Raw genomic sequence first — 25591 nt, 5'->3', positions numbered from 1 at the left:
GAGAATTGGATGCCTAACTACCGTTTTGGGGGTTCATGATTCAGATTCACTGTTTTCAATACAGTAATTAGATGGGGTCCTGTTAGTCTCGAATAAGCATGACCTCTACACTAAGCGTAGGGGAGGTAACGGCTCTTCTCTTGGACGAGAGATTCTACTCGAACCCATTACGCCCTAAAACCTTCTACAAACTGCTATACTTCGCGGACAAGGAACTCGACGACGTAGGATTGGACACGGATATCCAGCACTTCTGGTACAAGTTCGGAACCATGGCGAAGACCGGTGGATCCCCGGTCACGGTAGACTGGAGTGACGATAGCCGAGAAGTCCGTTGTAACCTTTCAGCTTCTCAGGTCAGCCTCCCCAGGGAGGAAGAGACAAAGGCTCGACTCGCACTCTCCCGAGCACTCAACCGTCTGTACGAACAAAATACGGAGGGGCTGACCGATGACATGTACGAGGACGCGCCTTACGACGTCCAACGCCACTACCGACGACTCGACAAACAGCTCAGTGACGCTATCGACGACAAACCAGATTACCCCGAAGTAGACTCCAGCAGGGAAGCAGTCATCAACACGGTTTTCGATATCATCGATACCTTCCCGGTCGACGACTACCCGTGGCTGGTGCAGGACCTGGATCTCTGGTACTCGGTCGTAAGTGCTGAACTTGATGCCGAAGAGTACCGGCCGCAGAAGGCCCTGAAGGTCTCTGAATTGTTCTGGACCATCTTCTGCATCGACCTCGCCCAACGCGAAAATACCGGGTTGACCCCCGAAGAGATCGCCGAGGAACTAGACACGCAGGACCTCGAAGGCCGACAAGAGGATATCCGGAAGGAACTCGAACTGATAGAGCGAGAACGCTCCCGGCTACACACAGACCTGGAAGAGAACCAAGTAGTGTCCGAAGCCGCTGACGGGGTTGCAATCGCCCTCCTCGGTCTCTCACCCGCCCCCTAACCAACCCCCTCCATGACCCGGTACTTCGTAGACACCAACTGCCTGCTCGGACTCACCTTCATCAATGACCGGTGGTACCCTGACGCCAAACGATTGTTCGACACCGACAACACGATCTACACCGGGAAGAACGCCGTCTACGAGTACTGCTCCAGCACCGGGGACAACAGTCGGCGTTCCGCTGACATCCGGTTAGACCGGGACGAAGGCCTGTACGGGGAGAAACGGGCGAAGCTCCGGTTGAAGCTGAGGCAGTTCGGGAAGATGCTGCAAACCTACAGTGACGACGAGCTCGATATTGAGACGGTGATGGACGAGTACGTCGAGCGGTTCGACATGAAGGAGTCCGAGGAGAAGGAAGTGCGGCCTCGGCTCCAGAAGTACTTTGAGTGGTACTTCGAGAAGGAGGGCGAGCTCACTCGGCGGACAGCTCGGGAGGCTGCTCGGAAGCTGAAGGACGTCTTGATGGAGCGGTCGATCAAGCACAAGGACCAGATCGAGGCCCGTGTCTATCTGGAACCGATGCGGGACCGCGAGTACCCCGACGTCGAGAAGCGGTTGAAGGAATGGCCAGTCCATATGAAGAACAACGCGGATATCGCGTTGATCTGTGACGCCGTGTTCCTGAAGGAGGAAATCGGTATCAGCCACTTCGTAACCGGCGACTTCACGGACATCTACTCGAATCAGGAGTGGATTCATGAGAATCTCGGGTTCAGTGTTCTGTACTTACTGGAGACGTTCGCGGGTGAGGAAACACCAACTGCCTCAATAGACTTGGACAATTAGAGTAGTATATCAATTGGATCCTCTGATGTCGATTTAAGAACGATACTCTAGGTCGTGGCTGCGCGCGCAGCGAAGCGAGCACGGAGCGGAGGGTGGGGCGGCGGGGTCAGGGCCGGTCCGGCACACAGCAAAAAAGAAGGCTGCGCTAACTGGCTATTCTTCCCACCACCGACCGCGCTCCGGGAACTCGATCCTGCTCCAGCCCGTGATGGCGAGACTGCACCGGCCCTGGTACCAGTTCTTCTTGACCGCTCTGAACCTGACCGTCTGCCCCTCTCGAACCACCGTTTTCCCGCTCTTCTCCCAGACCGTGAATTTTGTTCGCCCGCTCTCGTCCTCGATGAGCCCGACTTGTTGGATCGAGTTGTCACTTGGAGTCCAGAGCTCGGTGATTTCACCCTGGACCGTCACCTCACCGACGGGCACGTCCGGCACATCTGCGATGGGCACGATTGCACCGGGGACCGCCTTCTGCTCCTCCAACGTCTCCAGCACCGCCTTCGTCACGTCCTGGCCGCGCTGCACCTTCTCGGCCAACTGCTTCGCGACGACCGCTCTCGACCAGCCGCCCTGCACTTCGTCGCTGATCCGCATCGCCTGCTTGTTCACCGCCGCGAGTTCCTCCTGCGTCAGATTCTCTCGGGGATCCGTGCGCTCCACCGGTTCGGGCTCGTCCCGGCCACACTGCTTGGTGACGACCTCCCGCGTCCGCTTCGCGCGTCCCTCCTGCTCACTGAGTTCCGCCTGGGCACTGATGTGCTCCAGCTCGGCTTCCCGGGCCTCGATGCGCTCCTCCTGTTCGAGAGTCTTCCCGAACATGTGATCCGGGCCTTCCTCGACCCGCGCATCTGGGTGGTTGGAATCGACTTTCGCCTGCACTTCCATGTCGACCGTCGCCCGGAACTCCGGGGTCTCGTCGACGACTTCGAATCCGTCCTCGTCGACCTCGGCTTCATCGTGTTTCTCGAAAGCCTGTTCATCGACCGAAACTACTTCACTGGAGACGTTCTTACTTGACATTGGAACTCACTGGTTCCTGAAGGCGCTCACGCGCCCGACACCGCGATGCTCCAACATCGCGGATTCCTCGACGACAACGACCGACAGAACCATCTGCGCGCTCTCGCTCGCGCCTTCGCGAGCGCCCTGTGGGCGCGAGCGAGAGCGCGCCCGAGGCGGACGACCATCCAGCACCGCGCGCCGACCCGCCCGGAGCGAGCGGCCAGCGGGATATGCCCGCTCGTGTCCGGCCCGATGTGCGGGTTCGTGTCCAGAGCGACTGTCGCCGAGAACGCGCGCCGCGGTGTGGCGCGCGACAGCGCAGGCGGCACCAAGCGCTGGAACGCGAAAGCCCGCAAGGGGCGCAACCGACGGGGATACCCGCTGGCGCCGAGGGCACATCCATTTTAGCCCGGAACGGGCGCGGGCGGTGCGGAGAGCGCCCGCACGCCCGGAATGGTCGGTCGCGAGCGACGCGGAGGGCGGCAGCGGCGAGCGGGGCGGGCCGTAGAGAAACACCGTTCAACCGAGCCCGACGCTCAGTGACACAGCCGATATCCTGGTGGACTCAGAAAGGGCGAGGCCGCCTCGGTCGTCCCCCGACCCCGCTAGCACCACAGGAACGAGGAGCGCAGCGTGGGGCGCGGGATGCCGAGCGGCCGAGGGCTTTCGACAGTGATGCTTTACAATCGCGTGCTCACTATCGGCACCCGAATGTCTGGCCTCTATGATGCGATTATGTCCTGGGCTGCGGACAGTGAGTACATCGACGTCGAACACGTGTGGCCGCTCGGAATTGGTCTCACTGTGGTCCTCATCTCGTTCGCCGACGTTCGTGCTCTGAATCATCTGCTGGCGTCGCTTGATGAATTTACACAGCTACGGCACCTGGTAGTAATGGCGTTGAAAGGAGTTGGCGCGGGGATAATTGCCCATATTGCCTACAGTACAAGCGAGATCTCGTTTCGAAGCCGACAGACGCTCCAGAGTAAGGAACGTGCGTTGCTGATCCTTCTTGTGGTTGGTGTCGGCGCCGGCCTCTTTGTGGACGTCATCATCCCTCGAATGGTCGAACCCTTCCCGTTCGTTGTTGTTCAGACTACTGGGCTTTTGCTGGTGGCCGGTATGTGGTATCTACACTTACTGATCGAAAATTGGAACCTCTCGAACGAGTGGCCCCACCTACTGAGTGGGCTCTTTATTGCCTTCGGTCCATATATTCCAAACCTGGTATAGCAAGTCGCAGGTATACCATGGATAGGCCAGTTCCAAAACCAGACGGTCAGTAGTACCCTCCATTAATAAGAGCCACGCGGTATTTCGTGTGCGTAGATGCCACTCTCCAGTGCTGAAATCATCCAACATCTACAGAATATAGAGCCGGACGAATTTGAGCATTTCATCGGTGATCTCTGGGAACGACTTGGTTGGGAAACAGAAGTTACCACTGGATCGAGCGATCGTGGAATTGATGTTATCGCTAAGCGGTTTCATCCGTATCAGCAGAAAATCCTGATTCAGGCTAAGCGATACCAGTCTGATAACCGAGTCGGGAGCCCGCAAATTAGAGAGTATAGTTCGCTCCGACAGCAAGAAGAGAACGTCGATCAGGTCCTTGTTGTAACCACGAGTGCATTCACGTCGGAGGCGCGTGCAATCGCCTCAGATCTGAATGTAAAATGCATCAATGGAGAGCAGCTTGCTCAGCTGGTAGAGGAGAACGACGCGATGGATTTGGTGGAAACTACGACTGGAGGCCTTCCCCCATCGAGCTCCGCACCACGAGAGACAGATGCAAAATCGAGGGGGAGAAATCGCGAAACAGCTGGATTACCCCGGGGAATTGGTGATGACGTCATCGCAGAATTACTCGGAATTGCACGCGTTAATTTCTCTTCCGAGAGTGATATTTCTCGACACGAAATGGATTTCGATGGGCTCTTCGTAGCCCTTACTCTCCATACTCGTAGTCTCCAAGATAGTGTCTGGCTGGCTATTGGGGCCACACAGGAGGTTGACGTCGTTGATAGCACCGGGTCAAAGCACAATCCGATTTCCCTCTCCGAGAAACCACTTCGAAACGGCTGGCAGACACACGATCCGGAGGTGAGAACGCAAACCGGCCCACGGAATCTTGATATTGACATCCGCATACAGGAGACTACGAAGTATCTTCTGGCAGTAGATCTGAGCTCAATACGCGACCTCTCCCGAATCGAGATCGATCGTTACGGAATCGAGATTGACTTTACCGAAGTGGATCTTGCCGACACTCTGAGCTTGCCTGACGACCTCAAAACTAGTCTGGAGTCAGTTAGAGGAGTTTCGATACATACGAGCTAAAATGGTCCCTTTCGGGAGTCTGGAAGTCACTCTGATGGCGATCCGGTTCGAGCCGCCGCTAGAGAGGATCTTTGTACCGGAAACGGGTCTCGTTGAGCACCAACCATGGGGACGAAACTACAACCGGCGTTGCGGTGCGGTAGTGGGATGTCGAGCGGCCAAGGGCTTTCAGAAACTGTATTTCAATCGTCGTGCTTCGCGTTCAATTCTGTGAGGAACTGGGCGGCTGCTGTCCCGATACGAACACCGTCGACGTTGGACATTTCGAGGCCGTGAGTAGCGGTCCGGAAAGGCATGCCGTCGACGAGGACGCGGTGAACGACGGTGCGGATGGGATCGGTCCCGTACCTATCGACGACAGTAGCCATCATCTCGTCGAGATGTGCGTCCCGGTGCTCCGTCCGGGGATGCTGTGCGCGTTCGAGGATGAGTTCGACCACGTCATCAACTGATGCGTGCTCGGGATTCTTGGTTCGTTCACAAACGTCGTAGAGAGCGTCGTTATCGGACATTCCAAATCACTTCGAAGGATCCTCCATGGTGTCAGGGCTCCTTGAGCAACGAGCGAGCTCGCTGCACGTAACTGTTCGCGCCCCAGCTACGGGCGTCACTGATCGCATCGAGGAGCAGCCGCGCGTCGGCAGCTGATAGGTGTTCAGTTCGAACGAGCACCGAGAGTAGTGTCGGTGTCGTGACGAGCCGGGTATCAGCGAGTGAGGCGTGGATCAAGCCAAGTTGGTTGAACTCGTCACAGAGGAAGAGCGCAGCATCGAGATTATTTGCGAGCGTCACCGCCGCGTTCTCACCGTCATCGAGCGGGAACTCGACATCGAGGTCGACCGACTGTGTCGTGAATGCATCCACCTGGTCAAGGACGGCGGACGCGGCGTGTCCATGGACGTCATCGTAGGAGGCGATCTCTCGGAGCTCATCGATGACCGCCGTTGGGACGACGACCTCGTACCGGGAGAGACAGAGTGCGAGTGGATCGGGATCGTCGTCAGTAACGATTCCGAGACTCACGAGGGCGGAGGCGTCTGCGATAAGCCGCGACATCTAAGCGTCGGCGACCTCGTCGATGAAGTCCTCGTCCAGCTGCTGTTTCAACACTCGGAGATTTGCCGCCTCCTCGGCCCCGACGAGCGCTTTGAGTTGCTCGAAGGTGATCTCATCGTCGTAATAGGCGGCAGCGATCTCCTGGGTGAGTGCGTCGTCGTGAGCGGCGTCTTGGAGGTACTCCCGAAGCGCGGTCACGAGGACGTCTGTTCGGTCTTCCCCGAGGACTGCGGCCAGTGCGTCGGCCCGGTCGATGAGCCGATTGGGGGCCCGAAACTGCACGCGCTTCTTATCGGTGCTCATGATGTGTACATTGTGAGCCAACGCACTTAGCCGTTTTCGTGTGTACGATGTGAGCCTCACTCGGCCAAGCGTCACTCGGCCACGAGGTGCTCCGTGAGGTCACGCGTCCAGTACGTCGCAAGCCCACCAGGGCTACAGCGAGCACACAGTTGGAGCGGCCCCTCGAGATGGCCGAGTTCGACGCGGAACCGGGTAAGTGCCGCGAGGACGTCGACGACCACTCCGCACCCGTCGCAGGCGTGGTGATCGCGCTTCTCGGGATCCGGTCGCTCTTGGATGGCACAGTCGACACAGATCGGGTGAGTCACCCGTTCGTCTTTCCCCCACGTATGCGCCTCGCCCATTTCTGACCCGGGCAGCGCCTCGCAGAACGCACACCCGGAAAGCGTCTGTTGCATCAGTCGTCCTCCGGGTCTCTGGCGGCTCTCCATCCGCGATGGAACACGGCGATCTGGGAGATTGACTCGAAGGCCTCGTCACTCGGCTCGTGAACGAGGACGCGCTGGTCTGGGACCGGTGTCACCACATCGTCCTCGATGAGTTCATCAACGAGACGGTGGGCACTCCGCTCGTCGACGTCCGCCGTCGAGACCCGGGCCACATCCCGGTCCTGGGCAACGAGTTCGGTTTCGAGTCGTTCGTAGTCGTCCGTCGTGTCGTCGAGGATATCAGGTCCAGTCATGGAAGCTCTCACTCTGGACGCGCTTCGAGCGCGCCTCACGCCTCCTGGCGCCGATAGACACACCTACGGTGCGGGCACGATGTCCTACGTCAGCGATCTGCCTTCAGCTAGCCTCGTTCCTGGTTGGAAGAGAGCATAACGCTACTCCAACACCTACTGTGAGCCACCCCTTGCTGTCGGTCCCCGTCGGTCTGTTAGAGGGCGATCACGAGCCCGGTCACGAGTGTTACGAGTCCGAGTGCCAGCCACGTCGTCCGCGCTGCAAGACGCTGCCAAACTCGCTTCCCCAGCTGGCGGAATTGATCACGGAGAGCTGCCCGCCGTTCCGTTTCGAGGACCGCAACTTCGTCGTAGTAGTCACGGCGATCTGCGGGAAGCGTCCGGAGTGTCGTCTGGCACTCGCTGCAGGTGTATTCGAACTCTGCCCGGACGTGCTGCCGGCGAAATTCTTGTTCGCCGCCCTCGTCGTAGCCGGTGACCTCGTACACGAGAAGTTTCGAGACGAATCGACGATTCCCACACTCCGGACAGTGGTTCATCCTGAGCGTTGGTGTTCCATCCTCGCTGCTCGTATCGTCTGGCCATGACGGCTGCGAATCTGTGTCCTCGGTCTCTCGGGGTGGGCTCGTGTGGTTTTCTGACGGCGATGCACTCGCTGTCTCGGAGTTACTGAACGTCGACATGGATTCACCTGTGACTGCACTCAGCTGACTCCAGGCTGGACACCACGACGACTCTCGTGGTGGTGCCCATCGCGCTGAGCGCCGTCACCCTTGGTCGGCGCGGTGAATCGCCTCGGGGTCAAGCCCCGAGACTTCCCGTTTCTACGACGTGACTTGCAGACACAGACTCAAACTGAGTCGTGTCCGTAGCGGTCACAGTCTCCACGGGCGTGTCTTCGGGCCATCCCAGCCCTAGTTCAGAAAAGCCTCTCTGCAAAACATTCATCGCCGCGTTCGCATCTCTATCCGTTTTGAATCCGCACGACGGACAGGAGTGTTCCCTGACCCAGATGGGTTTCGCGGTATCCACGCCACACCGAGCGCACTCTTTCGTGGTGCCGCGTGCTTCAACCTGCACGACGTGACAGCCGTACAGATCGGCCTTGTATTCGAGGAGCGTGATGAACTGCCGCCACGCCGTATCCTGCTTGTTACGGGCGTTATGCGACTGTTCGAGCATCCCCTTCACGTTCAAGTTCTCGACGAATACTGCGTCGTACTCGCGGACGAGCCACGTCGTAATCTTGTGCTGGTAGTCCAGCACCTTCCGCTTGATGTGACGCTTCACCTTCGCCACTTCTCGGCGTTGCTTCTCGTAGTTGTTCGACCTTTGCTCCTTGCGAGACAACTTGCGTTGCTCGCGTCGGAGCCGTTCGTACTCATCTTCAAGGTCGAGCCAATCCACAGTATGGCCGTCCGACGTGTGGATATAGCTCAGGATACCGAGGTCAACGCTGACGCTATTGCTCGCGTCTAGCGAGTCCACGTCGGGTTTCTCGGGCAGGTCTGCATCGTCGGTTTCGAGGCCGAAGGAGACGAACCACTCGCCGGTCGTCTCCTTCTTGAATGTGACCTCTTTGATGGTGGCGTGGTCGGGGATTGGGCGGTGGTAGCGGATTTTGACCCAGCCGATTTTGCTGAAGTGGACGTAAGCGAACCTGTCACGGCCCCTCTTTTCATCGAGGTCGAAACCGGACTGGTTGTACGTCACGCTTCGGTACTCGGTGGGTGCTTGTCGATTGAGACGACCAACGTTGTATCCTTTCTCTTTCTTTTTGCGAAGGTTTGAGAGGTTGCGGTGGAAGCGTGCGACGGTGGCTTGTGCGGCTTTCGAGTGCAGTTCGCTGAACACAGGCCACTTTCGCTTCCACTCGGGAAGTTTGTTGTTCTGGTCGTATTCACTCGGCTTGTCGTCCGTTGGGCTGTTCTCGTAGTCCCAGCGGACGTGGTTGTAGAGTTGTCGATGAACGTCAAGATGGTGTTCCAGTCGTTCCGCTACCTCGTCTGTCGGGTAGGCTTGGTAGCGGTGACTGTGTTCCATCGCTGTCTCATGATTAGCGATATATTCACTTAATGGCTTGTGTCCCTGCGTGTCGGCTTCATCCCCGAGGTCGAGCCTCGGGGTATTCGCCTTGTCCGCTGATAAACGCCACTGCGGGGGAGTCGTCTAGTCGTCCCACAGTACTGCGATCCGGTCTTCAATCTCGTCGAGGACGAGTCGCAGGACATCACGATGATCGGTCGGCCAGGAGTCATCGTCACCGGGCGTCGGGGCGGTGGGCGGGGGATGGAAGTGGTCGCGCGTATTGTGGGGGTTCGGATGCCGATCCCATCGGCATTCCCAGATGTGCTCCGAATGGACCTCTCGATAGTGGATTGTGAAGTCGTCGTTTGTGTACCAACGGACCGTCAACTGCGCCTCGTCGACAGCTGTCGGGTAGTACGACGGGGCAAAGACGACCTGAAGCTCGAGATGGCCGCTGGCGTCCGTGACGGTTGCTCGGGAGACCTGCCTCGTCGCTTGGAGCCGTGTCTGAAGGAACTCGAGGATGGGGCGATCGATGGGGGCGGGGCTCCCGCCATCGCCTGTCGGTGGCACCATCGAGCGGGCTACCCGGATGCCTGTTCGCGCTCGCCACCCGTGCGTTGCTGGCGGGCGCGCTCGTAGCGGTCTCGCTCCTCGCGGACGGTCGCCCAGTCACCAAGGTCGCTGTACACGTCGTCGATGGTCCGTTCGTCGTTGTCCTCCGCGGCGGCGACGGCGTCGACGGCGGCCGGTGACGCGGCGTCGTACGTCTCTTCATACTCGGTGATGCGCGTCGTCAGCTCACGAACGCGATCCTGCAGGTCCTCGACGGAGTGGTCGGCTGCGAGCTGGTTGATGCGTCGCCACTCGAAGTACGCGTCATTGCGTTCGTACGTGGCTGGATGGCCGTCGTGCCGGGTGACGATGCCGAGGTCGTCGAACCACCCCAGATACTTCCGGGCGGTCTTGGGGTCACAGTCGGCAGTGTCGGCGATCGCGCTCGCCGTCGTCGGCTCGCGGGCCTGCAGGATGGTGCCGTAGATGCGCTGTTCGACGTCGTCGCTGCTGAACGGCTCCTCGAAGGGGGGCGGCCCATCGGCGGCGTCTGTCCCGGACATACGTGGGCTTGCAGAGCAAAGGATATAGTTCTTACTTCGAGGAATAGTTTCCCGAACTACAGTCTCCTGCGGTAGCCACCGTTTTGCGGCGGGATTGAACGTAGTTAACCAACAAATAGCGCGATATAGCGAATCTGTTGGTTAACCCGTCTCGGCTCGCAGAACCTGAACGCCCGAGGGAGGGCTTTGGGGATGGCGGTGAAGCGGCGCCACTACTCGGACTGGTCACCGAAGAATCGACTCAACAGAGAGGCTGGCTCTGGGTCATCACCGGTCTCGTCCCCCGTACCGGAGTCTTCCTCGTGGGATTGCGCAGTCTCCTGATCACGGGCATCGAGTTCGTCGGTGAGTCGTTCGATTTCTGCTTCGAGGGTCTCGATCCGCTCAGTCTTCTGTTCGAGTGCTGCCTCGAGTTCGTCGACGCGCTCGCTCAACAAGCGGTTTTTCTCCGACAGATACGCACGACTTTGGTCTGCCTCGTCAGGCGTCCCGCCAGCAATGACCCTGTCAGGTGCGTCGTGGGAATCTGCGGCGTCGTCGCCGGCGTCCGGGTCGTAGAACTCCGACGTGGTCGCAATCGCCCGCTCGATGGTCTTCTCGCCGTACGTCGACCCGTCAGCGTAGTGGACCTCGTCCCACTTCTCCCGAAGCAATCCTGACTGGCGGAACAGCTGTTCCATTTGAGTCCGGTCACCACCGGTCCAGAACGCCAGCAAACAGCACAGCGCCATGTCGGCCTCGGACTGACTGTCGTAGCCGACCGTATTCCCGTTCCAGAGCCGCTCGAACTTCTCGCCGTTCGATGCGTTTCGCGCTTTTTCGAGGAGATCATCGTCTTCGAGGTCGCCGTCAACGTCGACGTCGACCGCATCGGTCGTCGGAGGCCGGGCGGCAGTGCCATCACGCTGCTCGGATTCGGAGGCTGTGTCGCGCTCGATGTCCTGGACGTACTCACGGTGAATCGCTGTGAGCGCGTCCTGCCGGCGTGCAACGCGCGTCGGTGTCCGCTCGACGTGATCGCCAGTGACGGTGAAAAAGCGTGCCGTGTCGTACAATTCGACGCTCCCGCGCCGGTTCCGCCCCTCGGGGAGTGCGCCAGTGATCAGGACGTGATAGCCGGTACCGGACGGTGACACCTCGGTGTAGGAGTCGAGTCGCTCAATGATGTCCAGCGCCGCGTCGTCGACGTCGTCTGTCTCGGGATCGCGGCAGTCGTCCAGATCGATGCCGACGATGGAGTCGTCGTCAGTAAACACGAACCCAATACCATCGGCGTGCTCTGTCTCGCTGTAGTCGAGTGCTGCCTCGAAACTCGCCCAGGTCTCCGACTCTGTTGCTGACGCGAACCCCCCAGCCCCTGGCGTCACCGGAATCTTCGTCGGTTTGCCGTTTCGCTCCTCCTCGCGCCAGCACACCCACTGGTCGCGTTCGCGTAACGTCTCCGGAATCGCCTCCGGCTCGTTGACGATAGGGTCACTCATCCTCACGTAGCACCTCGCATGGCTCTCACTGGCTCTGAGCCAGCACAGAACGCTCTCTGCTGTACGTCGCGATCCAATCCCTTGGTCCCAACGGGGACCCCCCGTTCTATCTTAGTTGGTTGTTGGGTGGAACACCCGCTATAGCAGGTTACAAATCGCTGGACGTGAGCGTGTTCCACCCATTTCGCTCGGTTCGTTGGTGTTCCACCCATTGGGAATTTGGGTGGAACATACCGCTGTCGGGTGATTTCCGACCTTCGAGTTTGATTGGATGAGGTCATGATTCAGCTTGGGTGGAACAGGTCTCAAGAAGTCCCGATGATATCGGGAATTGGACCGTGTACGTCCATTTCATGGCTGAAAGTCCTCTTCAGACCGGATGCGGACACCAGTGTAATGTGGGACGGGTTCCCCGTCGATTCGCTTCTTCGTGGAGTCCACCTTGATGTGGGTGTTGAGCTTCCGGGTGAACCAACTCTTATTCAGCGGATCGTCGATGCCGTGTGCCTCTGCCCAGTCGTTGTAGAGACCGAATACATCGTCTTTCGGCACGGCTTCATCCGCGTCTTCGACGAGATATTCGTCGACGAACGATTCGAACGAGGGTGGCGATTGGTCTTCCTCGACCTTCTCATCGGCCTGGTCGGTCTGACTGGGTGGTTCGTCAGCGGCCGCTGATTCAGGCGATGCGGGACGGAATGCCCCGTCAGTGATTGCCGAGAGTGGCCGCTTCTCACCGTCTTCATACACGACCGATTTCGCCTCATCGTGAAGGATGACGATGCCGTACGTCGAACGTGTGTAGTCTGGTACGGGGAGTTCGGCTTCGGGGACGAATGGCTTCTTAACACGCACCCAGTCATCCTCGAACGCCGATTTCGTCTCGTAGATGTGTTGCTCACCATGCTCATAAACGACGTACTCGTCGGCAGCGTGGTCGTAGCTGTAGATGGCTGGAACACGATCTTTCGAGAGTGTTCCAAGCGATGGGAGACGGATGTGTTCCGTCCCGCTGGTATCACGAAGGACGATCTCGTCGCCATCACGCTGCCAGATGTTCTGGGTCCCGTTCTCGTCGTCGGTCGCCGGTCGCACGGCCGTCACTCCACCTTCTTCGGTCGCTCCGCCATTGAACGTGAGATTCGAGTCAGTCGTGTAGAACCGTGTCTCACCATTCTGGAGGGTACGAATGGGTGGTGTGAGAATGCCGTCAACGCGCTTGGCCCACTCAGTTTCGTCGTTTCCTGGTCGAACGACAAACAGCGGGATATCCCCTGCTTCTTGGGCTTTCCGGAGATTCGTGAGTACCTTTGCGGGATTCTCGGGTGTCGTCGTTTCGACTTCGATGGCGAATCGGTCGTCAACGTCGGGGTGACTCGCCCTCGCGTCAGGTTTCTCGCTGCCATCCTGTGCGAGGATCGAGACGGTGAAACCGAGTGCGGTGAGCTCTTCTTCGATCTGGCGGAGTGCTGCGTCGTGGGCACTCCCACCAGCGGCCTGCACGCTACCAGTATCGGGTGTCGAGACATCCTCTCCGGCTTCAGTGAGCCGGATGCGGAGCTCGTCAGCGTCGATATCGACGGTCGTATCGAGGTATCGTGATCGTTCTCGAATGTCCGCGAGTGCATCATACGATGGCGGCTCGGCGTCGACGTCGTCGAAGAGCCGTCTGAGTTCGTCGTCAACTGCTTCAACGGCCACCCAGCCGTTCTCCTCGCGGCACCCCTCTCGAAGCTGCAGACTCCGAACCACCTTCGCAATCGCGACGTCCAGGTCATCGCTCCCGATATCGAGCACCTCGTGTCCGTCGGTCGGTGTTCTCGTTGTTGAGGCGTCTGTTGCGGCCGGCACGCCGTGTTCGTCACTGATGTCCTCGTGCATCGAGGAGAGTGTCTCAGTGAACTGCTCCTCTTCACGCTCTGTGAGCGGGGATTCGCTCTCGGGGTGGCCCGGTGGAATCGGGAGTGGTTCGAGACTGAACGGATACGGCCCCGTTTCACCGAACGTCGGGCTTGGCAGGCTGGCGATCCACTCCCCTCGTGGCAACGAACGAATCCGATTGGCGAAATCCGCGGGGTCCATCTCTTCGTGGGCCATCGCTCGCGCCAGTTCTCGGTCGACGTTGATTTTCCCGATGAGTGAACTGCCGATGTTGTTCAGAGCGTTCAGGTAGATCTTCCGCCCACCTTCAGCCTCCATTTGTTCGGGGAACTGCATCGACAGGCCAACAGAGAGCCGGAATCCCCGCCCTTTCTCGAGGAGATCATTCATGATGTCGGAGACCACGACCGATGCTGCCTCGTCGACGAGCAAGTTCACGACGTAGTCGTCCGAGTGCTGGGAGAGGGCCTGTTTGCGGTCCTTGAGAGCTGCATCGAGATTGGTCAGGATCACACCGGTCATGATCCGGGCAGCGTCGTCGCGGAGGTCTCCGAGGTCGAAGAGGATGACCGTATCCTCGTCGAGGACATCCCGAAAGTCGAACTGGTTCTCGGTATTGTTGAAGATCTGCCGCAGGTGCGTATCCTGAGAAATGTACGCAAGGCGGTTTCCGACACCACCCATCACGTTCGCGAAGGTGTTCGGATCTAACTGGAGTTGCCGTCGAATCGTCCGCGTGACCTCCTCGTCGCTCGACCGTGGGGCGTCGCCGATGTTCTCGTTCGGTGGCCCGGCCTCCCAAAGCTGGTCGACGACGTGTTCGAGCTGTCGGTGGGCGAAGTAGTCCGTCGACGCTCGGTATAGCCCGTTCTCACGCCCGTATTCCTCGTCGAACAGGGCCTTGATGAGTGTCTTGATGAGAGTCGGGGCCACAGTCGCCCGCTCGTAGCGGTCGGTTCCCATCACGAGCTTCAAAATCTCTTCGTAGTGGTCGGCCTTCCGTTGGACGGCGTCTTCGCGGCGCCGTCCGCTCTCCATCGACGGTTCGAGATCGAAAAACGAGAACCCGGGGAGGACGTCCGGGATTGGGAAGTGGACGACGTTCTCTTCGAGGTCGGTCATTCCGAACCGACGCGCGTGAGCTCGCATATAATTCTGGGCCATATCGTCGTTCTTCGGGATGATGAGGATCGTCGGCCCCTCGGTGTTGTCGTACAGCGACAGCATATCGTTGATGAGGGCTTTCGATTTCCCAGAGCCGGTTGTTCCGAACCGGCCGTAATGAGTGGGCAACAGTCCGGGTGGAATGTGTGTCGGCACGTCTTCGGCCTCGCCGGTGTCGTCGAGGGCATACCCGATTGCCATCCCGTCTCGGAACTCACCCATAAGGTCCTGGTGCGGACGGGGCAACGGATTCCGACTCTGCTGTTCCGCACGCGTCCCACGTGCCCCCTCGACAGTAAGCTGCTCCGAGGAGGGGACGAGTACGAAGTGCGCGAGTTCTCGACCACTCAGGACGAACTCCGGTCGGGTCGTCCCACGACCGGTCGTGATCTCACGATCCAAGAGCCGCCGCAGCGCCGCTCGTGCGTTCCGTTCTTTTGTGGCTGCCCGCAAGCCGCTGTCACGTATTCGTTCGGCTGCAACCTGGTAGTACGGCCCGTCAAGCGGGTCGAATACTGGGACAAGTGACTGTATCCGCTCATCGAGATCATCGCGACCGTTACCACCGGATGGAATCCCGACTGCTCGGATGTTCGCGGTGAACGACCGCTTCGGATTTTTCGCCTCGATTGCTGCGACACGTTTTGCAACCGCGTCGCTCAGCTGGTTTCTGTCCCGGTTCTCCGGCTGATCGTCAAGTTCGAAGAGGGAGCCAATAATCTCCTGAGCGAGTGTGTCTCGGCCGTCGATGACGTCCTCCTTGCGAAGGTCGGCATCGGACTGCCAGCTCTCGCGTCGCTGGAAGACGACTTGGAATGCTACTGGTGCTGTCGCCTCCATTAGGTGGTCGACGAGCGACGCGAGCGCACCTCCTGGCTGATCGACGGCTGGGAGTTCCGCTTCGTCGTCTGCAGTAAATGGCGAGAGTGAGGTCATCCAGTCTTGCTTCCGAGTTGCCGACCCTTGCCACCGCACGCCGAGTGGGGAGACGGATTCGGTCGCTGGCCGCGCGAGTATCGTCCCCTCCGATGTTACCGTTGGTTTGGCAAGCGTCGTGAGTGGCTCATCCTCGGGAATCGCATCTGGTGGGGCGAGTTCGAGGGCAGTATCGCCGATCTCGATGATGTGGTCGGCAGACTGGTCACCGACCGTTCCTCCATCCGCGACTGATTCGGCGTCCCCTGGCCCCGATTGTTTGTTGTCGTCAGTGCCACGTTCGTATTGCTCGTCAGGGTCGAATTCGTACTGGAGGTCGCCCGCCTCATAGTGCTCGACGAATGTCTCGCGGTCGAATTCGACAGGCTGTACGAGTCGGGATGCGATGTCGACCTCGGTACGCTCGATGTCGAACGTCTCGGGATAGACCGACCGGAGCCGCTTCTCAAGGGTATCCAGATGGTCGTCGGCACCGTAGTAGAATTCGACGGGGTCATCTTTCCCCTCGCTGAGTGCGAGGAATTCGAAGCGTAGCGGTGTGTCGCTATGTAGCGGATTGAGTTTGTCAGCTAGCCCTGTCGAGTCCGTGGAGGTCAGTTTGTGGAGGCTCTCCAGTGCCTGCGGCAGACGCTCCGGATTGAGCCGTTCGGAGGTTGGCGTCACGCGAAGGTACTCACGCATCGCCGTCACCTCCCGCTGCGCCACCATCAGTCTCTGCTGGCGTCTGCTCAGGTGGGCGTTGTCCGTTGTCGGTCGCTCGGCTTTCAATATCGTCTTGGAACGCCTGCACCTCCGCGTCCACAGCATTCTCACCAGTCCCCGGGAGTGAGTCTCGCCGTTGCTCGGTTGGCTCGAAGTCGATGACCTGCTTCTCCTTGGGCATCGCTTTGACCTGAATGCCGCGCCACTCGCCGTCGACGCCCACGAGGGCCTCGGAGAAACCGGCGTCCTCGTTGCCAGGAACGGCGTCCTGAACGAACCGCATCTGCGCGTAGTTCAGCCCGAACTCGTCGGCCCACTCCTTGTCCATCCCGTCGAGGCGGTGGAACTGCTTGACCGCACACTGGTCCAGGATGGCCTCAGATTCGGCGTGCTCGAAGAACTCGTCGACGGTCTGCGTGACCAGTCGGATCGAGAGGTCGTGGTGACGGTGGTGGCGGAACACCGTCTCGAGGAACGCTAGACTCGCGGCGTCCTGCATGATGTAGCGGGCCTCGTCGATGTAGAACACGACCTCCTTCTCCGAGACCTTCGCTCGCTCGTAGACCAGCGAGATGAGCAGCTGCATGGTCAGCGCCGTACTGCTGTCGACGCTCCCCTCCTGCTGGGCGAGGTCGAGATAGATGACCTTCTCGTCCCGGATGTCGAAGTCGGATTCCTGGCCGAGGTTGGCGTGGCGACCGTCGTCCTCGAAGGGGCGGAGCTGGTCGAGGAGCCACGTCGCATCCTCCTTGATCTTCCCGGCCTCCTCGTCGGATCGGACAACGAACTCCTCGGGATCGTTGACCATGTCCTCGAAGACGTCCATCATGTCCCGGATGGTCGGACTCGGGTTGCCGTGCGTCGAGATGTCGTCGGTGATGTCGTTACGCTTGTACGCTCGCTTGAGACCCAGTTCCAGTGTCGTCCGGCGGTCACCCAGCGAGATCCCGCGGAGCGCGAAGAAGTTGGTAAGGAAGCTCATCGCGTCGTCGAGCTTCTCGTTGAACGGGCTCGCGTCCTCACCCATCGCCCGCTGGACGTGCTCGGGTGTCTCGCGGATCTCCAAGGGATTCAGCCCGAGTGTCCCGCCGACCGTGATGCGTTTGGCATCGAGCGCTTCGGCGACTCCTGCCCAGTTGTTCAACGGCTCGAGGATGATGCCGATGCGGTCCTTGCTCTGCTCGATGGAACGGATGAAGTTCTGCTTCGAACTGAACGACTTCCCCGAACCCGTGTCGCCGACGGTGAACATCGCGTAGCCGTTATCCCGTGCGAAGGGGTCGATGACGACCGGGCTTTGGTTGTCCTTGTGAATCCCGAATTCGACGCCGCCCTCCTCGAGAATCGTCGCGTTGTGCGGGGAGGAGAGTAACGCGCCGACGGCGCCGCCGAGTGCGATCGACGTCCGGCCGAATTCGTTGTCGCCGATGGGCGCGGCGGACTGGAGGGCGAGATCCTGCCGGCAGATGGCGGTCTTCGGCGTGAGGTTCGCCGGGTCGTCGCGGAGCGCACTCTTGACCGTCTGGACGGCATCTCTGAGCTCGTCTTTCTCGTCGGCTCTGACCGTGATGAACATCCCTTGGTCGAACACGTTCGCGCCGTTCTCGACGGCCTTGTACGTCGCTGCGGCCTCGTTGGCGCGTTCCTGCAGGTAGGCACTCCGGATACTCTGTTCGAGGTCAGCATCGACCTGGAGGTCGTCCGCGATGTCCTGCAGTTCGTTCCGGGCCCGCTCCTGGTTCTTCGGCGTGATGTGGGCCGTCAGATCGAACTGCACGTCGGTCATCTCGAAGAGGTCGCTCAGATACCCGTCGTTGGGATAGTCGGCATAGTTAGCGATGTACAGTGTCGTCGTCCACTGCTCGCCGACCCGTGCGGCTCGCGTTTCCCACTCGACAGCTCCGGGCGCGGTGACGGTCTTGTGCGACTCGGAGATGTCGTCGAGGAGCTTGCGTTCGGCCTCGCCTTCTTCGAGTGTCTCCTCGTCGAGGATATCGGTGAAGTTTACCTCTGGTTCATCATCCGCAGTGAAGCGGTCCCAGAGGTACTTACTGCCGACGCCAAGGCCGAGACCCGCTGCAAGGGCAAGTACTGCACTCTCTGCTGGCGTCAGATTCTGGAGCCACCCGGCGACGGAGCCAAGCGCACCACCACCGGTCTGGAGGATCACATTACGCATCGTGTGGGTCCTCCCGGCGCGAGTGACCGATGATCGATTGGTCGCGAATGACACGTTCCGCCTCATCGTAGTCATGTTCGCGGCCGTTCCAAAAGTCCATATTCAGAACGAACAGCTCGACCGTGCTGAGTCGACGTGCGGACCACCCCGACGCCTGCTGGATGAACTCGGATCGCACGTCGTTGACGCGACTGTCGAGCTTCTCGAACATCTGTGCGCGGCGCTCGACGTCGGTAAGATCCTCGCGGCGGGTGACGAACGGGTTGAACAGGAAGCCGATGACGGGGAACTGGGTCAGCTTCTCGGCGGGGGTGCCCTCGTCGCGGAAGCGGTCGTAGACCTCTATCGGGCTGACTTCAACGCCGATGTAGTACCGGACCTGCTGAATACCCCGGTCACGCATCTCCTTCGGCCGTGTCTCCCGGTACTCTTCGAGGAGTTCCCGGAAAATCGGGTTCTCCGTAACGTCTTCGTCAGTGAGCCGCTCCTCAATGGTCTCAGTGATCTGCTCGACTGGGAAGGAACGGGTTGTGGCGTGGAGTTTGAGCTTCGAATCCAGCTCTTTGTTGGCGAACTCTTCGCCGGCGTCTTGCAGCTGCGCCCAGTCGTCGGACATCGCGAAGTCCATGTTGGCCGGATCGATCTCGATGAACGCCTCCATCGCGCCGTCTTCACGCTGGATGGCACCAGCGCCCGGCCACGCCCGCTTGATGTTCGTGAGGTCCTGTGTCCGCTCGTCCGGCTTGAACGGCGTGTAGTTCGCGAGTCCGCCCTCGTTGCGCTCTGACTCGTTGGTACTCGTGTCGGCGTCGGCGGGCGCACTGAACGTGACCTGAGGCCGTTTGAGGTACCGATAGACGTCTTTTGTCCACGTCCAGGCGTTCAGATGGGTTGGTGAGACGTAGATGACGGCGACGCCAAAGCCAAGCCCGCCAGCAACGAACGGCAGGGCCAGTGATTCGATCCCGGTGAGACCCGCGATAAACAGCCCAATAATGGGGAAGGCGATGAGCATGCCAACGTCTCCTTCCTCGATATTGAGATACGGGATGCGACTCTCCTCGCCGAACTGATCCATGATGCGCCGTGCGGCCGCGTCTTGATCTGCTGACATTGTTAGTGGATTCCTCGATCAAACTCCATCCCACGGTCGTCACTCGCCGATTCCGCTGTCGCTCCACCAGGGTCATTCTCTGTTCGACGGTACGATGGCGTCCCGCCATCGTCTCCTCCATGCCCACCGCGGGCAGCCGCTTTTTGCGCGACGGCATGACCGGCAGCGGCCTTCGGCCCCCACCGAGCGGCAGTCGTCGCGACGCCGGAGCCAGCAAGGTACCCACCGGCGGCGACACCACCAACGAGTGCTGCGCCTTTCGTCGCACCGCCGACGACTTTGGCCGTCAACGGCGTCGCGTATTTGAACGTCTTCCACGTGATGTAGAGGGCGACGAGTGGAAGCGACGCAGCGACGAGATACTTGAGGAACGCTGTTCCTGGTGTGAGCGTCCCACCGCCGTAGATCAAATCGTACCCCTTGAGGACCATCGCTGCCGGGAGCGGGAGGACAGCCAACGGGACAAACCGTTTGCAGAACCCCATCGCGATATCGGATACGACCGGAATATTTCCGTAGGCCAGGGCAAATGCAATCGGCATTCCGTACAGGTAGACATACAGCAGAATCATCCGGATGTAGAACAGCGCCTCCAGCGCCCACATCGAGATTCCACCAATCACGGCGAACAATAGCCCCAGCCCTGGGTTTGTGATAGATACTTCCAAGAATCCAATCATCGCCTCCGTAACCGAGGAAAGCTCCGGCATCAGGGCGATAGTGAATCCGTCAACGAGGTAGAGCGCGAGAGTCCCAATCCAGTACCACGTAATGATTAGAAAAGCACCGACCCAGGCCGTTTTCTTCGTTTTTCGGGCTTCGTAGGTACTTCCAATATTGAAGATCCGAACCGTGTGACGGCCCTGAACGCTCATCACAAGGAGCAAGAGGGCAACTAGCATGATTTCGCCGCCGATGAGAGCATCGTGAATCGCTGGCCAGGGTGCATTGGTCGGTTCACCGAAGACAAAAGCTCCGTTCGTCTCTGGAGTGGGTGTCCCGAACATTCCCTCAGTCAGAGTTTCATACCCTGATCTGAGACCGTCCATGAACAGCCCAATGAACCACTCAACGACGCCCTTGATACCCTCAAGGACGACATCAATGAGATCGACCATCGTTATACCTCAGTGATCGTGACCTCACAATCAGTCATATCGTCGGAACTAGTGTATTGAACGTTGTAGGTGCTTGAGACCTGATTTCCACCGACCCGTGTCTCAACGATAACAGTAAACTGGCCACTATTCCCGTCTGGGGAACATCCCATCCCGTCCTCAGTTTCTGTGCCGAACGGAAACGAACTACTGAACAGGTCGGCCGTCTCGCCAGGGGAGACTACTACCCGGTCGGTTTCGTGCATTCCACTGCCTCTGGGGTTCTCAATTGGATTGGGAACGTCCCCGGAGAAGATTAGTTCAGTTATCGCTTCCGGACCACTTCCTGTGTTCTCTACCGTGACGAATGCCTCGCCATTCTTGATCCGGTCTGTCTCGGACTCACCATAGACTTCGTCCCACGGCTTATCTGGATTATTCCGATAGAGTCCAACATCCTGTATCTGGATCTCTGGACGCAGTTCAGTCGTGGTCTCGACTACTGTCTCCTCACCCTTCAACGCGAGTACGCGGTACTCACCGGGCGCATACGCGGTGCCGATCTCGAATGAGACCTGCTGAGCACCCGCGGCTACGTCGCGCTCCCCGAATAACTCGCCGTTCGGTTGGATGAGGTTGACTTGGTCGACGTCGGCTTCTTCGGAGAGTTCGACGACGAGTGTGGTTCCCTCGAGAGCAATACGCGCGAGTGGGCCTTTGCCATCTGAAGAGGTCGTTCCGTCACCAGGCGTCCCAGAACCGCCATTGTCGTTCAGACAGCCCGCGACGCTCACGAGGGCAGCACCTGCGACTGTTCGGAGGGCGGTTCGCCGACTGATGTGTGGGTGGTTTCTAGTCATGGACTATGGGTTCCGTTGGAAGATGTCTTCTGGACCGAGCATTCGGAGGAGCCGCTTGCCAGTGTAGAACATCACAAGAAACGGGATGAGCTGCCAGGCAACCTCGAAAATGAACGCGAACCAACCGTCGATGGTGCCGAGCGGATGCCAGCGAGCAGTAGCCGTCGCACTCACATACGCGGGGTCGTGTCCGAGCCACGAACCCGGATGGTACCGAGCCGTGTAGATACCCGGCTCGTCGATCGTCACAATCGCCACCCCGGAGGCGTTGGTCTCGACGCGTTGCTCGGCGACGGTGATGTAGCCGTTGCGAGTGGTCCCGCCGATTGGATATCGTCGGTCGGGATCGCTGAGCACGATTGGTGCGCCGGTCTCGTTGTCTCGGAGTTCGATGCGGAGTGTGGCCTGGCTTTCGTTCTGCTGAAGCACCTCAACCGTCAGATTACTGCGCCGGAGCTGCCGCTCTGAGCCAGCGTCAGGCGCCACAATCGAGGCGTTCACACCCCGCACGATCCCCGCCACCTGGAGCGCGTCGCGGTCAACACTCTCGGCGCGAACCGCAACACCGTACGTCGTCGTGTACGACTGGTTGACGATGTCGATGTTGATGTTCTCGCCGAGCGTGCTGACCGGAGACGGTCGGTCAGTGCCCCAAGTGTCGATAATCTCTGGGCCATCGCGAACTGGTTCAGCACGCGGGCCGATTCGCGACGGGTACGCGTGAACATAGACCGGAATCGCATCCGACTCGACGGTGGCGCTGTCGGTCCGGTTCGATCTGACGAGTGTATCCCAGTTGGTGTTCCGAGCGGTGTAGAACCGCCAGACGCCACGCACTCGTGCGTTTCCATTCTCCGTCAGCGTGTACCCCTGCCACGGTCTGGACTGGAAGATAGCCACACCGGCGTCACCATTGGGATACTCGGCGTAGTAGGGGTAGGCCGAGAGATCGTAGATCTCGACGGCGATCGAATCCGAGACGTTGAGCGACTCGGTTCGGTACGTGACCTCGACATCGGTCTCGTCGCCTCGGTCGATTCGCGTGGTCTTCTTCAACCGGACGCTGATCTCGGCTTCAAGCGTGAGGTTTGCACTCCAGTCATCCTCGATCTGGTAGTCGAGGGCCGGCGTGTGCGAGCCGTCGCGCTCGACGATGGTTTCGCCGTCCTTCTGCAATCGAACCTCCTCAACCTCGTTGCTCGTGAGCGACCACTCAATCGTCGTGTTTCCCGCAGAGCTTCCGTTCGGGACGCGAACGCGATAGTCAACGAACCCCCGAATCGTGCCGTTCGGCGCGATATAGAGCGGGGTTTCACCCGACTCCAAGTGACCTCGCGTCGACGGCTGCACTGCGAACACTGTGGCGTGGGCGTCCTCGATGAACACCCCGTCTTCGAGCGATGCGTGGCGCGGATGCACGGACGTATCCGACCCACCGGGTTCGAGATCAGCGAAGTCGTTTCGCGTCCACGTTGAAGCTGTCGCCGGCGGGCGCGTGAACGTGATGTCTGTCCCGTTTGCGAGTTGGTGCATCGCGGTCCGGCTCTCGCCGTAGCGCTGCTGGTACTCCTCTTGGCTGATGTAGTTGTCCGCGTCGCGAGACCACAGCGTCGCTGATTCATTCTCAGTCAGCCCATTCCCCTCCGTGCCTGGCCGTGGCGGGGTTGCAGTAACGATACCTGTGACTAGGCTCGTCACGAACAGGGCGGCCATTAGCACGGAGAGCTCTCGTTGTGTCATGGGGGCTCGCGACGGGGGGCAGTAGTCGCCTACCAGGGGGCGAGGTCGACGCACTGCGCCAGCGGGAGGTTCATCATCGACCCAGCGACGGTGTAAAGCGGCCCGAGGGCGACGAGGACGACCGCGGACTTCATCGCCGACCGTTTGTGGCGCTTGAGGCCCTTCTTCTGCTCGGGCGTGATCGTGAACATCTCGATGAGGGAGTCGGCCTGCCACACGACTGCGAGGCCGACAATGCCCAGCGCCGTAGTAAGCTGGAAGAAGCCCTCGATCATACTGGGGAGGTTGTCCGCACTACAGACGGCGTTCGTCTGTGCGGCGGCGGGTTCCACAGCGAACAGGCTCAGGGCGACGACGATGAAGACAGCTTGCCTGGGAAGCCTACTCGATGCCGTGGACTGGCTGTCGGCGCGATTCGAAGCCGTCTCGGAGGGCGTATTGTCCTGTGACATAGCGGGTTACTCCTCTGCGTCGTCGACGAGTGCTTTGAGATCAGCGTAGCGATTGGTCTCGTCGACGATCTCGTCTTTCGTGTAGCCCTGTTCGCGGGCCCGTTCGAAGAGATCTCGAAGCTCGTCGGGGTCGACGTCGCGAAGCTCCATCTCATCTCGGAGGGCGCGGCGATAGAGGGCGGAACCGTTGATATGGCTGTTCCACGTCAGGTACAGATCATCGATGTCTTCGATGGTGACTGCCCGTGTGATCATATGTGCGGGGTGGGTATGCACCGGTTGAGCCCCGGTCCATGGTGGTGCGATAGCTAGAAGATCGGTATATGCTTTCTGGCCACCAACTGGCGCAAAATTCTAAAGTAAATTATAACCAGAGAGCTCGTTCATCTCGCAAGGGTATAGTTAACCAACAATGAGGGTTAGATACCGCTGGCTGTTGGTTAAGATTAGGATGGTACTCTACTCGAGTTCCACGACCTCTCCACGCCCGTTGTCGAGGATTTCTCGCACCTCGGCCAAGAGTTTCTGACCTTCCTCGTGGAGCCTTGTCCCTTCATCGAGGTCACACTCGTCCGCATCGAGCTGCTCAATAATTTCTTCGACACGGGCCAGCCGATCGTGGATATCTTGGTCGTTTGCCACGCTTAGATCACCCCCAACCAAAGCCCAGTGATGGCCAACAACAGCAACAACAGTACAGCGATTGCGGCCTTGTAGTAGACCGGCGGGAGCCCCTCGGATGCGGCCGCCTCGTCGACTGCTTCGGCAAGTTCCCGTTCATGTTCATGCTCTTGCTGGAAGGTTTCGTACGCGGCGTCGAGTTGCTGTGCCAGCGGCTTGACTTCGCCCGCGAAGAACTCCTCGCGGGAATTCACGATATACTCGCCAGCGGCCGTCGGCGTGATCGTCGTTACATCCGCGACCTGATCTGCGATTAACCGGTCGTCAGTATGCCCAATCGCGGTGACCACCGGGGTATTGGCGGTGAAAATCGCCTCCGCGACCCGCTCGGTGTTGAACGCCTGGAGGTTCGAATCACTCCCACCGCCACGGCCGACGATGATCGAGTCGACCTCCTCGGAGCGGTCCAGATGGTGGATGCCGTTCGCGATGGATGTGGGCGCCTCCGACCCTTGGACGGTGGCGTCCTTCACCAGGATGTCGACGGTAGGGTCCTGTTCGTGGATCGCGTTCTGGATGTCATAGCGGGCATCGCCACGGAGGGAGGTTACGACCCCAACCCGCTCTGGGAACGCCGGCGGGCGCTGTTTCTGCTCGTCGTCGAACCAGCCACGCTCTTCGAGTTCGCTTCGTAGTCGCTCGACGGCAGCTGCTTGATCGCCGTCGCCGACGACGATCACCTCCCACGGCTTGAGGTCGATTTTCCCGCCCTCTGTCCAGTAGTCGATATCGCCTTCGAGGATGACCTCGGTCCCGTCCTCGAGGTCAGCGTCCATCTTCTGATAGCGGTTCGCCCAGAGCATACAGGGAAGCTCGGCGTCGCCGTCAGTCAGGGTGAAATAGAGGGCGGTACTGTTCTGATGGAGATCCGTGACCTCGCCAATACAGCGGACGCCGTTGAGGGCAGGCGTGTCCTGGACGACCGATGCAATTCGGTCGTTCAGCTCTTGGACTGAAAGAACATTCCCGGACAGGACATCATCTACCTCCCGTTCGGCATCAGCCATCGCACTAACTT

General features: G+C 59.6%; 25 protein-coding genes. 4 read left to right on the top strand and 21 right to left on the bottom strand.

The window, feature by feature from the left end; all coding sequences use genetic code 11:
* The first annotated feature begins 98 nt into the window (after nucleotides 1-98).
* Nucleotides 99-968 (top strand): hypothetical protein, encoded by an 870-nt coding sequence (locus tag AXA68_RS15690; RefSeq protein WP_066419247.1) that lies wholly within the window; start codon nucleotides 99-101, stop codon nucleotides 966-968.
* 12 nt (nucleotides 969-980) lie between these two features.
* The gene (locus tag AXA68_RS15685; protein ID WP_066419246.1) at nucleotides 981-1757 is read left to right on the top strand and encodes a hypothetical protein; all 777 of its coding nucleotides are present in this window, start codon (nucleotides 981-983) and stop codon (nucleotides 1755-1757) included.
* Nucleotides 1758-1910: 153 nt separating this feature from the next.
* Here the strand turns inward: AXA68_RS15685 and AXA68_RS15680 are convergent, their stop codons facing one another.
* Nucleotides 1911-2777 carry a DNA-binding protein gene (locus tag AXA68_RS15680; RefSeq protein WP_066419243.1) on the bottom strand — a complete coding sequence of 289 codons (867 nt, stop codon included), beginning with the start codon at nucleotides 2775-2777 and terminating at the stop codon, nucleotides 1911-1913.
* 693 nt (nucleotides 2778-3470) lie between these two features.
* On the opposite strand from AXA68_RS15680, the gene AXA68_RS17405 reads away from it, so the two are divergent.
* The gene (locus AXA68_RS17405; protein ID WP_232745148.1) at nucleotides 3471-3992 is read left to right on the top strand and encodes a hypothetical protein; all 522 of its coding nucleotides are present in this window, start codon (nucleotides 3471-3473) and stop codon (nucleotides 3990-3992) included.
* Between the two features lie 96 nt (nucleotides 3993-4088).
* On the top strand, nucleotides 4089-5099 hold the full coding sequence (locus tag AXA68_RS16360; RefSeq protein WP_080505353.1) for a restriction endonuclease: 1011 nt from the start codon (nucleotides 4089-4091) through the stop codon (nucleotides 5097-5099).
* Nucleotides 5100-5281: 182 nt separating this feature from the next.
* Here the strand turns inward: AXA68_RS16360 and AXA68_RS15670 are convergent, their stop codons facing one another.
* From AXA68_RS15670 to xseA, 20 genes are all read right to left on the bottom strand, one after another.
* A complete protein-coding gene (locus AXA68_RS15670; RefSeq protein ID WP_066419241.1) occupies nucleotides 5282-5611 on the bottom strand; it encodes a hypothetical protein in 330 nt (109 codons plus the stop codon).
* Nucleotides 5612-5642: 31 nt separating this feature from the next.
* Complete coding sequence (locus AXA68_RS15665; RefSeq protein ID WP_066419240.1) at nucleotides 5643-6155, bottom strand: hypothetical protein; 513 nt, start codon at nucleotides 6153-6155, stop codon at nucleotides 5643-5645.
* A complete protein-coding gene (locus tag AXA68_RS15660; RefSeq protein ID WP_066419238.1) occupies nucleotides 6156-6458 on the bottom strand; it encodes a hypothetical protein in 303 nt (100 codons plus the stop codon).
* 71 nt (nucleotides 6459-6529) lie between these two features.
* A complete protein-coding gene (locus AXA68_RS15655) occupies nucleotides 6530-6856 on the bottom strand; it encodes a DUF7558 family protein (RefSeq protein ID WP_066419227.1) in 327 nt (108 codons plus the stop codon).
* Entirely contained in the window at nucleotides 6856-7140 is a 285-nt protein-coding gene (locus AXA68_RS15650; RefSeq protein WP_066419225.1) for a hypothetical protein, read from the bottom strand. The genes AXA68_RS15655 and AXA68_RS15650 overlap by 1 nt, the downstream gene beginning before the upstream one ends.
* 194 nt (nucleotides 7141-7334) lie before the next feature.
* A complete protein-coding gene (locus AXA68_RS15645; RefSeq protein ID WP_066419224.1) occupies nucleotides 7335-7823 on the bottom strand; it encodes a hypothetical protein in 489 nt (162 codons plus the stop codon).
* A gap of 118 nt (nucleotides 7824-7941) precedes the next feature.
* Nucleotides 7942-9183: an RNA-guided endonuclease InsQ/TnpB family protein gene (locus tag AXA68_RS15640; RefSeq protein WP_066419214.1), complete on the bottom strand. Its 1242-nt coding sequence runs from the start codon at nucleotides 9181-9183 to the stop codon at nucleotides 7942-7944.
* 126 nt (nucleotides 9184-9309) lie between these two features.
* On the bottom strand, nucleotides 9310-9744 hold the full coding sequence (locus AXA68_RS15635; protein ID WP_066419211.1) for a hypothetical protein: 435 nt from the start codon (nucleotides 9742-9744) through the stop codon (nucleotides 9310-9312).
* Between the two features lie 8 nt (nucleotides 9745-9752).
* Entirely contained in the window at nucleotides 9753-10286 is a 534-nt protein-coding gene (locus tag AXA68_RS15630) for a DUF7342 family protein (RefSeq protein WP_066419209.1), read from the bottom strand.
* Between the two features lie 212 nt (nucleotides 10287-10498).
* Complete coding sequence (locus AXA68_RS16945) at nucleotides 10499-11767, bottom strand: phage NrS-1 polymerase family protein (protein WP_066419207.1); 1269 nt, start codon at nucleotides 11765-11767, stop codon at nucleotides 10499-10501.
* A 351-nt stretch (nucleotides 11768-12118) separates the two neighbouring features.
* Nucleotides 12119-16456, bottom strand: a complete 4338-nt coding sequence (locus AXA68_RS15620) for a primase-like DNA-binding domain-containing protein (RefSeq protein WP_232745147.1) — start codon at nucleotides 16454-16456, stop codon at nucleotides 12119-12121.
* Nucleotides 16422-18629: a VirB4 family type IV secretion system protein gene (locus AXA68_RS15615; RefSeq protein ID WP_066419204.1), complete on the bottom strand. Its 2208-nt coding sequence runs from the start codon at nucleotides 18627-18629 to the stop codon at nucleotides 16422-16424. The genes AXA68_RS15620 and AXA68_RS15615 overlap by 35 nt, the downstream gene beginning before the upstream one ends.
* Complete coding sequence (locus AXA68_RS15610; protein WP_066419201.1) at nucleotides 18622-19743, bottom strand: hypothetical protein; 1122 nt, start codon at nucleotides 19741-19743, stop codon at nucleotides 18622-18624. The genes AXA68_RS15615 and AXA68_RS15610 overlap by 8 nt, the downstream gene beginning before the upstream one ends.
* Before the next feature lie 2 nt (nucleotides 19744-19745).
* Complete coding sequence (locus AXA68_RS15605) at nucleotides 19746-20861, bottom strand: hypothetical protein (RefSeq protein WP_066419198.1); 1116 nt, start codon at nucleotides 20859-20861, stop codon at nucleotides 19746-19748.
* A gap of 2 nt (nucleotides 20862-20863) precedes the next feature.
* Nucleotides 20864-21700 (bottom strand): hypothetical protein, encoded by an 837-nt coding sequence (locus tag AXA68_RS16350; protein WP_080505351.1) that lies wholly within the window; start codon nucleotides 21698-21700, stop codon nucleotides 20864-20866.
* A gap of 3 nt (nucleotides 21701-21703) precedes the next feature.
* Nucleotides 21704-23440, bottom strand: a complete 1737-nt coding sequence (locus AXA68_RS15600) for a hypothetical protein (protein WP_080505350.1) — start codon at nucleotides 23438-23440, stop codon at nucleotides 21704-21706.
* Between the two features lie 29 nt (nucleotides 23441-23469).
* The gene (locus AXA68_RS15595; RefSeq protein WP_066419193.1) at nucleotides 23470-23892 is read right to left on the bottom strand and encodes a hypothetical protein; all 423 of its coding nucleotides are present in this window, start codon (nucleotides 23890-23892) and stop codon (nucleotides 23470-23472) included.
* Nucleotides 23893-23898: 6 nt separating this feature from the next.
* Nucleotides 23899-24147: a hypothetical protein gene (locus AXA68_RS15590; protein WP_049987855.1), complete on the bottom strand. Its 249-nt coding sequence runs from the start codon at nucleotides 24145-24147 to the stop codon at nucleotides 23899-23901.
* A gap of 204 nt (nucleotides 24148-24351) precedes the next feature.
* Nucleotides 24352-24534, bottom strand: a complete 183-nt coding sequence (gene xseB, locus AXA68_RS15585) for an exodeoxyribonuclease VII small subunit (protein ID WP_066419191.1) — start codon at nucleotides 24532-24534, stop codon at nucleotides 24352-24354.
* A gap of 2 nt (nucleotides 24535-24536) precedes the next feature.
* The gene (gene xseA / locus AXA68_RS15580; RefSeq protein ID WP_066419188.1) at nucleotides 24537-25580 is read right to left on the bottom strand and encodes an exodeoxyribonuclease VII large subunit; all 1044 of its coding nucleotides are present in this window, start codon (nucleotides 25578-25580) and stop codon (nucleotides 24537-24539) included.
* Between the last annotated feature and the right edge of the window lie 11 nt (nucleotides 25581-25591).

The organism is Halorubrum aethiopicum (assembly GCF_001542905.1).
In the GTDB taxonomy this organism is placed as follows: Archaea; Halobacteriota; Halobacteria; order Halobacteriales; family Haloferacaceae; genus Halorubrum; species Halorubrum aethiopicum.
Note: the sequence above shows the minus strand (reverse complement) of the source record. Positions and strands in the feature narration are given on the sequence as shown.

Bases quoted from the DNA above. Each gene is read 5' to 3' on its own strand.
- AXA68_RS17405 (WP_232745148.1), top strand. From the start codon at position 3,471: ATGTCTGGCCTCTATGATGCGATTATGTCCTGGGCTGCGGACAGTGAG.
- AXA68_RS16350 (WP_080505351.1), bottom strand. From the start codon at position 21,700: ATGACTAGAAACCACCCACACATCAGTCGGCGAACCGCCCTCCGAACA.
- AXA68_RS16360 (WP_080505353.1), top strand. From the start codon at position 4,089: ATGCCACTCTCCAGTGCTGAAATCATCCAACATCTACAGAATATAGAG.
- AXA68_RS15690 (WP_066419247.1), top strand. From the start codon at position 99: ATGACCTCTACACTAAGCGTAGGGGAGGTAACGGCTCTTCTCTTGGAC.
- AXA68_RS15660 (WP_066419238.1), bottom strand. From the start codon at position 6,458: ATGAGCACCGATAAGAAGCGCGTGCAGTTTCGGGCCCCCAATCGGCTC.
- AXA68_RS15615 (WP_066419204.1), bottom strand. From the start codon at position 18,629: ATGCGTAATGTGATCCTCCAGACCGGTGGTGGTGCGCTTGGCTCCGTC.
- AXA68_RS15650 (WP_066419225.1), bottom strand. From the start codon at position 7,140: ATGACTGGACCTGATATCCTCGACGACACGACGGACGACTACGAACGA.
- AXA68_RS15605 (WP_066419198.1), bottom strand. From the start codon at position 20,861: ATGGTCGATCTCATTGATGTCGTCCTTGAGGGTATCAAGGGCGTCGTT.
- AXA68_RS15600 (WP_080505350.1), bottom strand. From the start codon at position 23,440: ATGACACAACGAGAGCTCTCCGTGCTAATGGCCGCCCTGTTCGTGACG.
- AXA68_RS15670 (WP_066419241.1), bottom strand. From the start codon at position 5,611: ATGTCCGATAACGACGCTCTCTACGACGTTTGTGAACGAACCAAGAAT.
- AXA68_RS16945 (WP_066419207.1), bottom strand. From the start codon at position 11,767: ATGAGTGACCCTATCGTCAACGAGCCGGAGGCGATTCCGGAGACGTTA.
- AXA68_RS15630 (WP_066419209.1), bottom strand. From the start codon at position 10,286: ATGTCCGGGACAGACGCCGCCGATGGGCCGCCCCCCTTCGAGGAGCCG.
- AXA68_RS15635 (WP_066419211.1), bottom strand. From the start codon at position 9,744: ATGGTGCCACCGACAGGCGATGGCGGGAGCCCCGCCCCCATCGATCGC.
- AXA68_RS15620 (WP_232745147.1), bottom strand. From the start codon at position 16,456: ATGGTGGCGCAGCGGGAGGTGACGGCGATGCGTGAGTACCTTCGCGTG.
- xseA (WP_066419188.1), bottom strand. From the start codon at position 25,580: ATGGCTGATGCCGAACGGGAGGTAGATGATGTCCTGTCCGGGAATGTT.
- AXA68_RS15680 (WP_066419243.1), bottom strand. From the start codon at position 2,777: ATGTCAAGTAAGAACGTCTCCAGTGAAGTAGTTTCGGTCGATGAACAG.
- AXA68_RS15685 (WP_066419246.1), top strand. From the start codon at position 981: ATGACCCGGTACTTCGTAGACACCAACTGCCTGCTCGGACTCACCTTC.
- AXA68_RS15665 (WP_066419240.1), bottom strand. From the start codon at position 6,155: ATGTCGCGGCTTATCGCAGACGCCTCCGCCCTCGTGAGTCTCGGAATC.
- AXA68_RS15610 (WP_066419201.1), bottom strand. From the start codon at position 19,743: ATGTCAGCAGATCAAGACGCGGCCGCACGGCGCATCATGGATCAGTTC.
- AXA68_RS15590 (WP_049987855.1), bottom strand. From the start codon at position 24,147: ATGATCACACGGGCAGTCACCATCGAAGACATCGATGATCTGTACCTG.
- AXA68_RS15640 (WP_066419214.1), bottom strand. From the start codon at position 9,183: ATGGAACACAGTCACCGCTACCAAGCCTACCCGACAGACGAGGTAGCG.
- AXA68_RS15645 (WP_066419224.1), bottom strand. From the start codon at position 7,823: ATGTCGACGTTCAGTAACTCCGAGACAGCGAGTGCATCGCCGTCAGAA.
- AXA68_RS15655 (WP_066419227.1), bottom strand. From the start codon at position 6,856: ATGCAACAGACGCTTTCCGGGTGTGCGTTCTGCGAGGCGCTGCCCGGG.
- AXA68_RS15595 (WP_066419193.1), bottom strand. From the start codon at position 23,892: ATGTCACAGGACAATACGCCCTCCGAGACGGCTTCGAATCGCGCCGAC.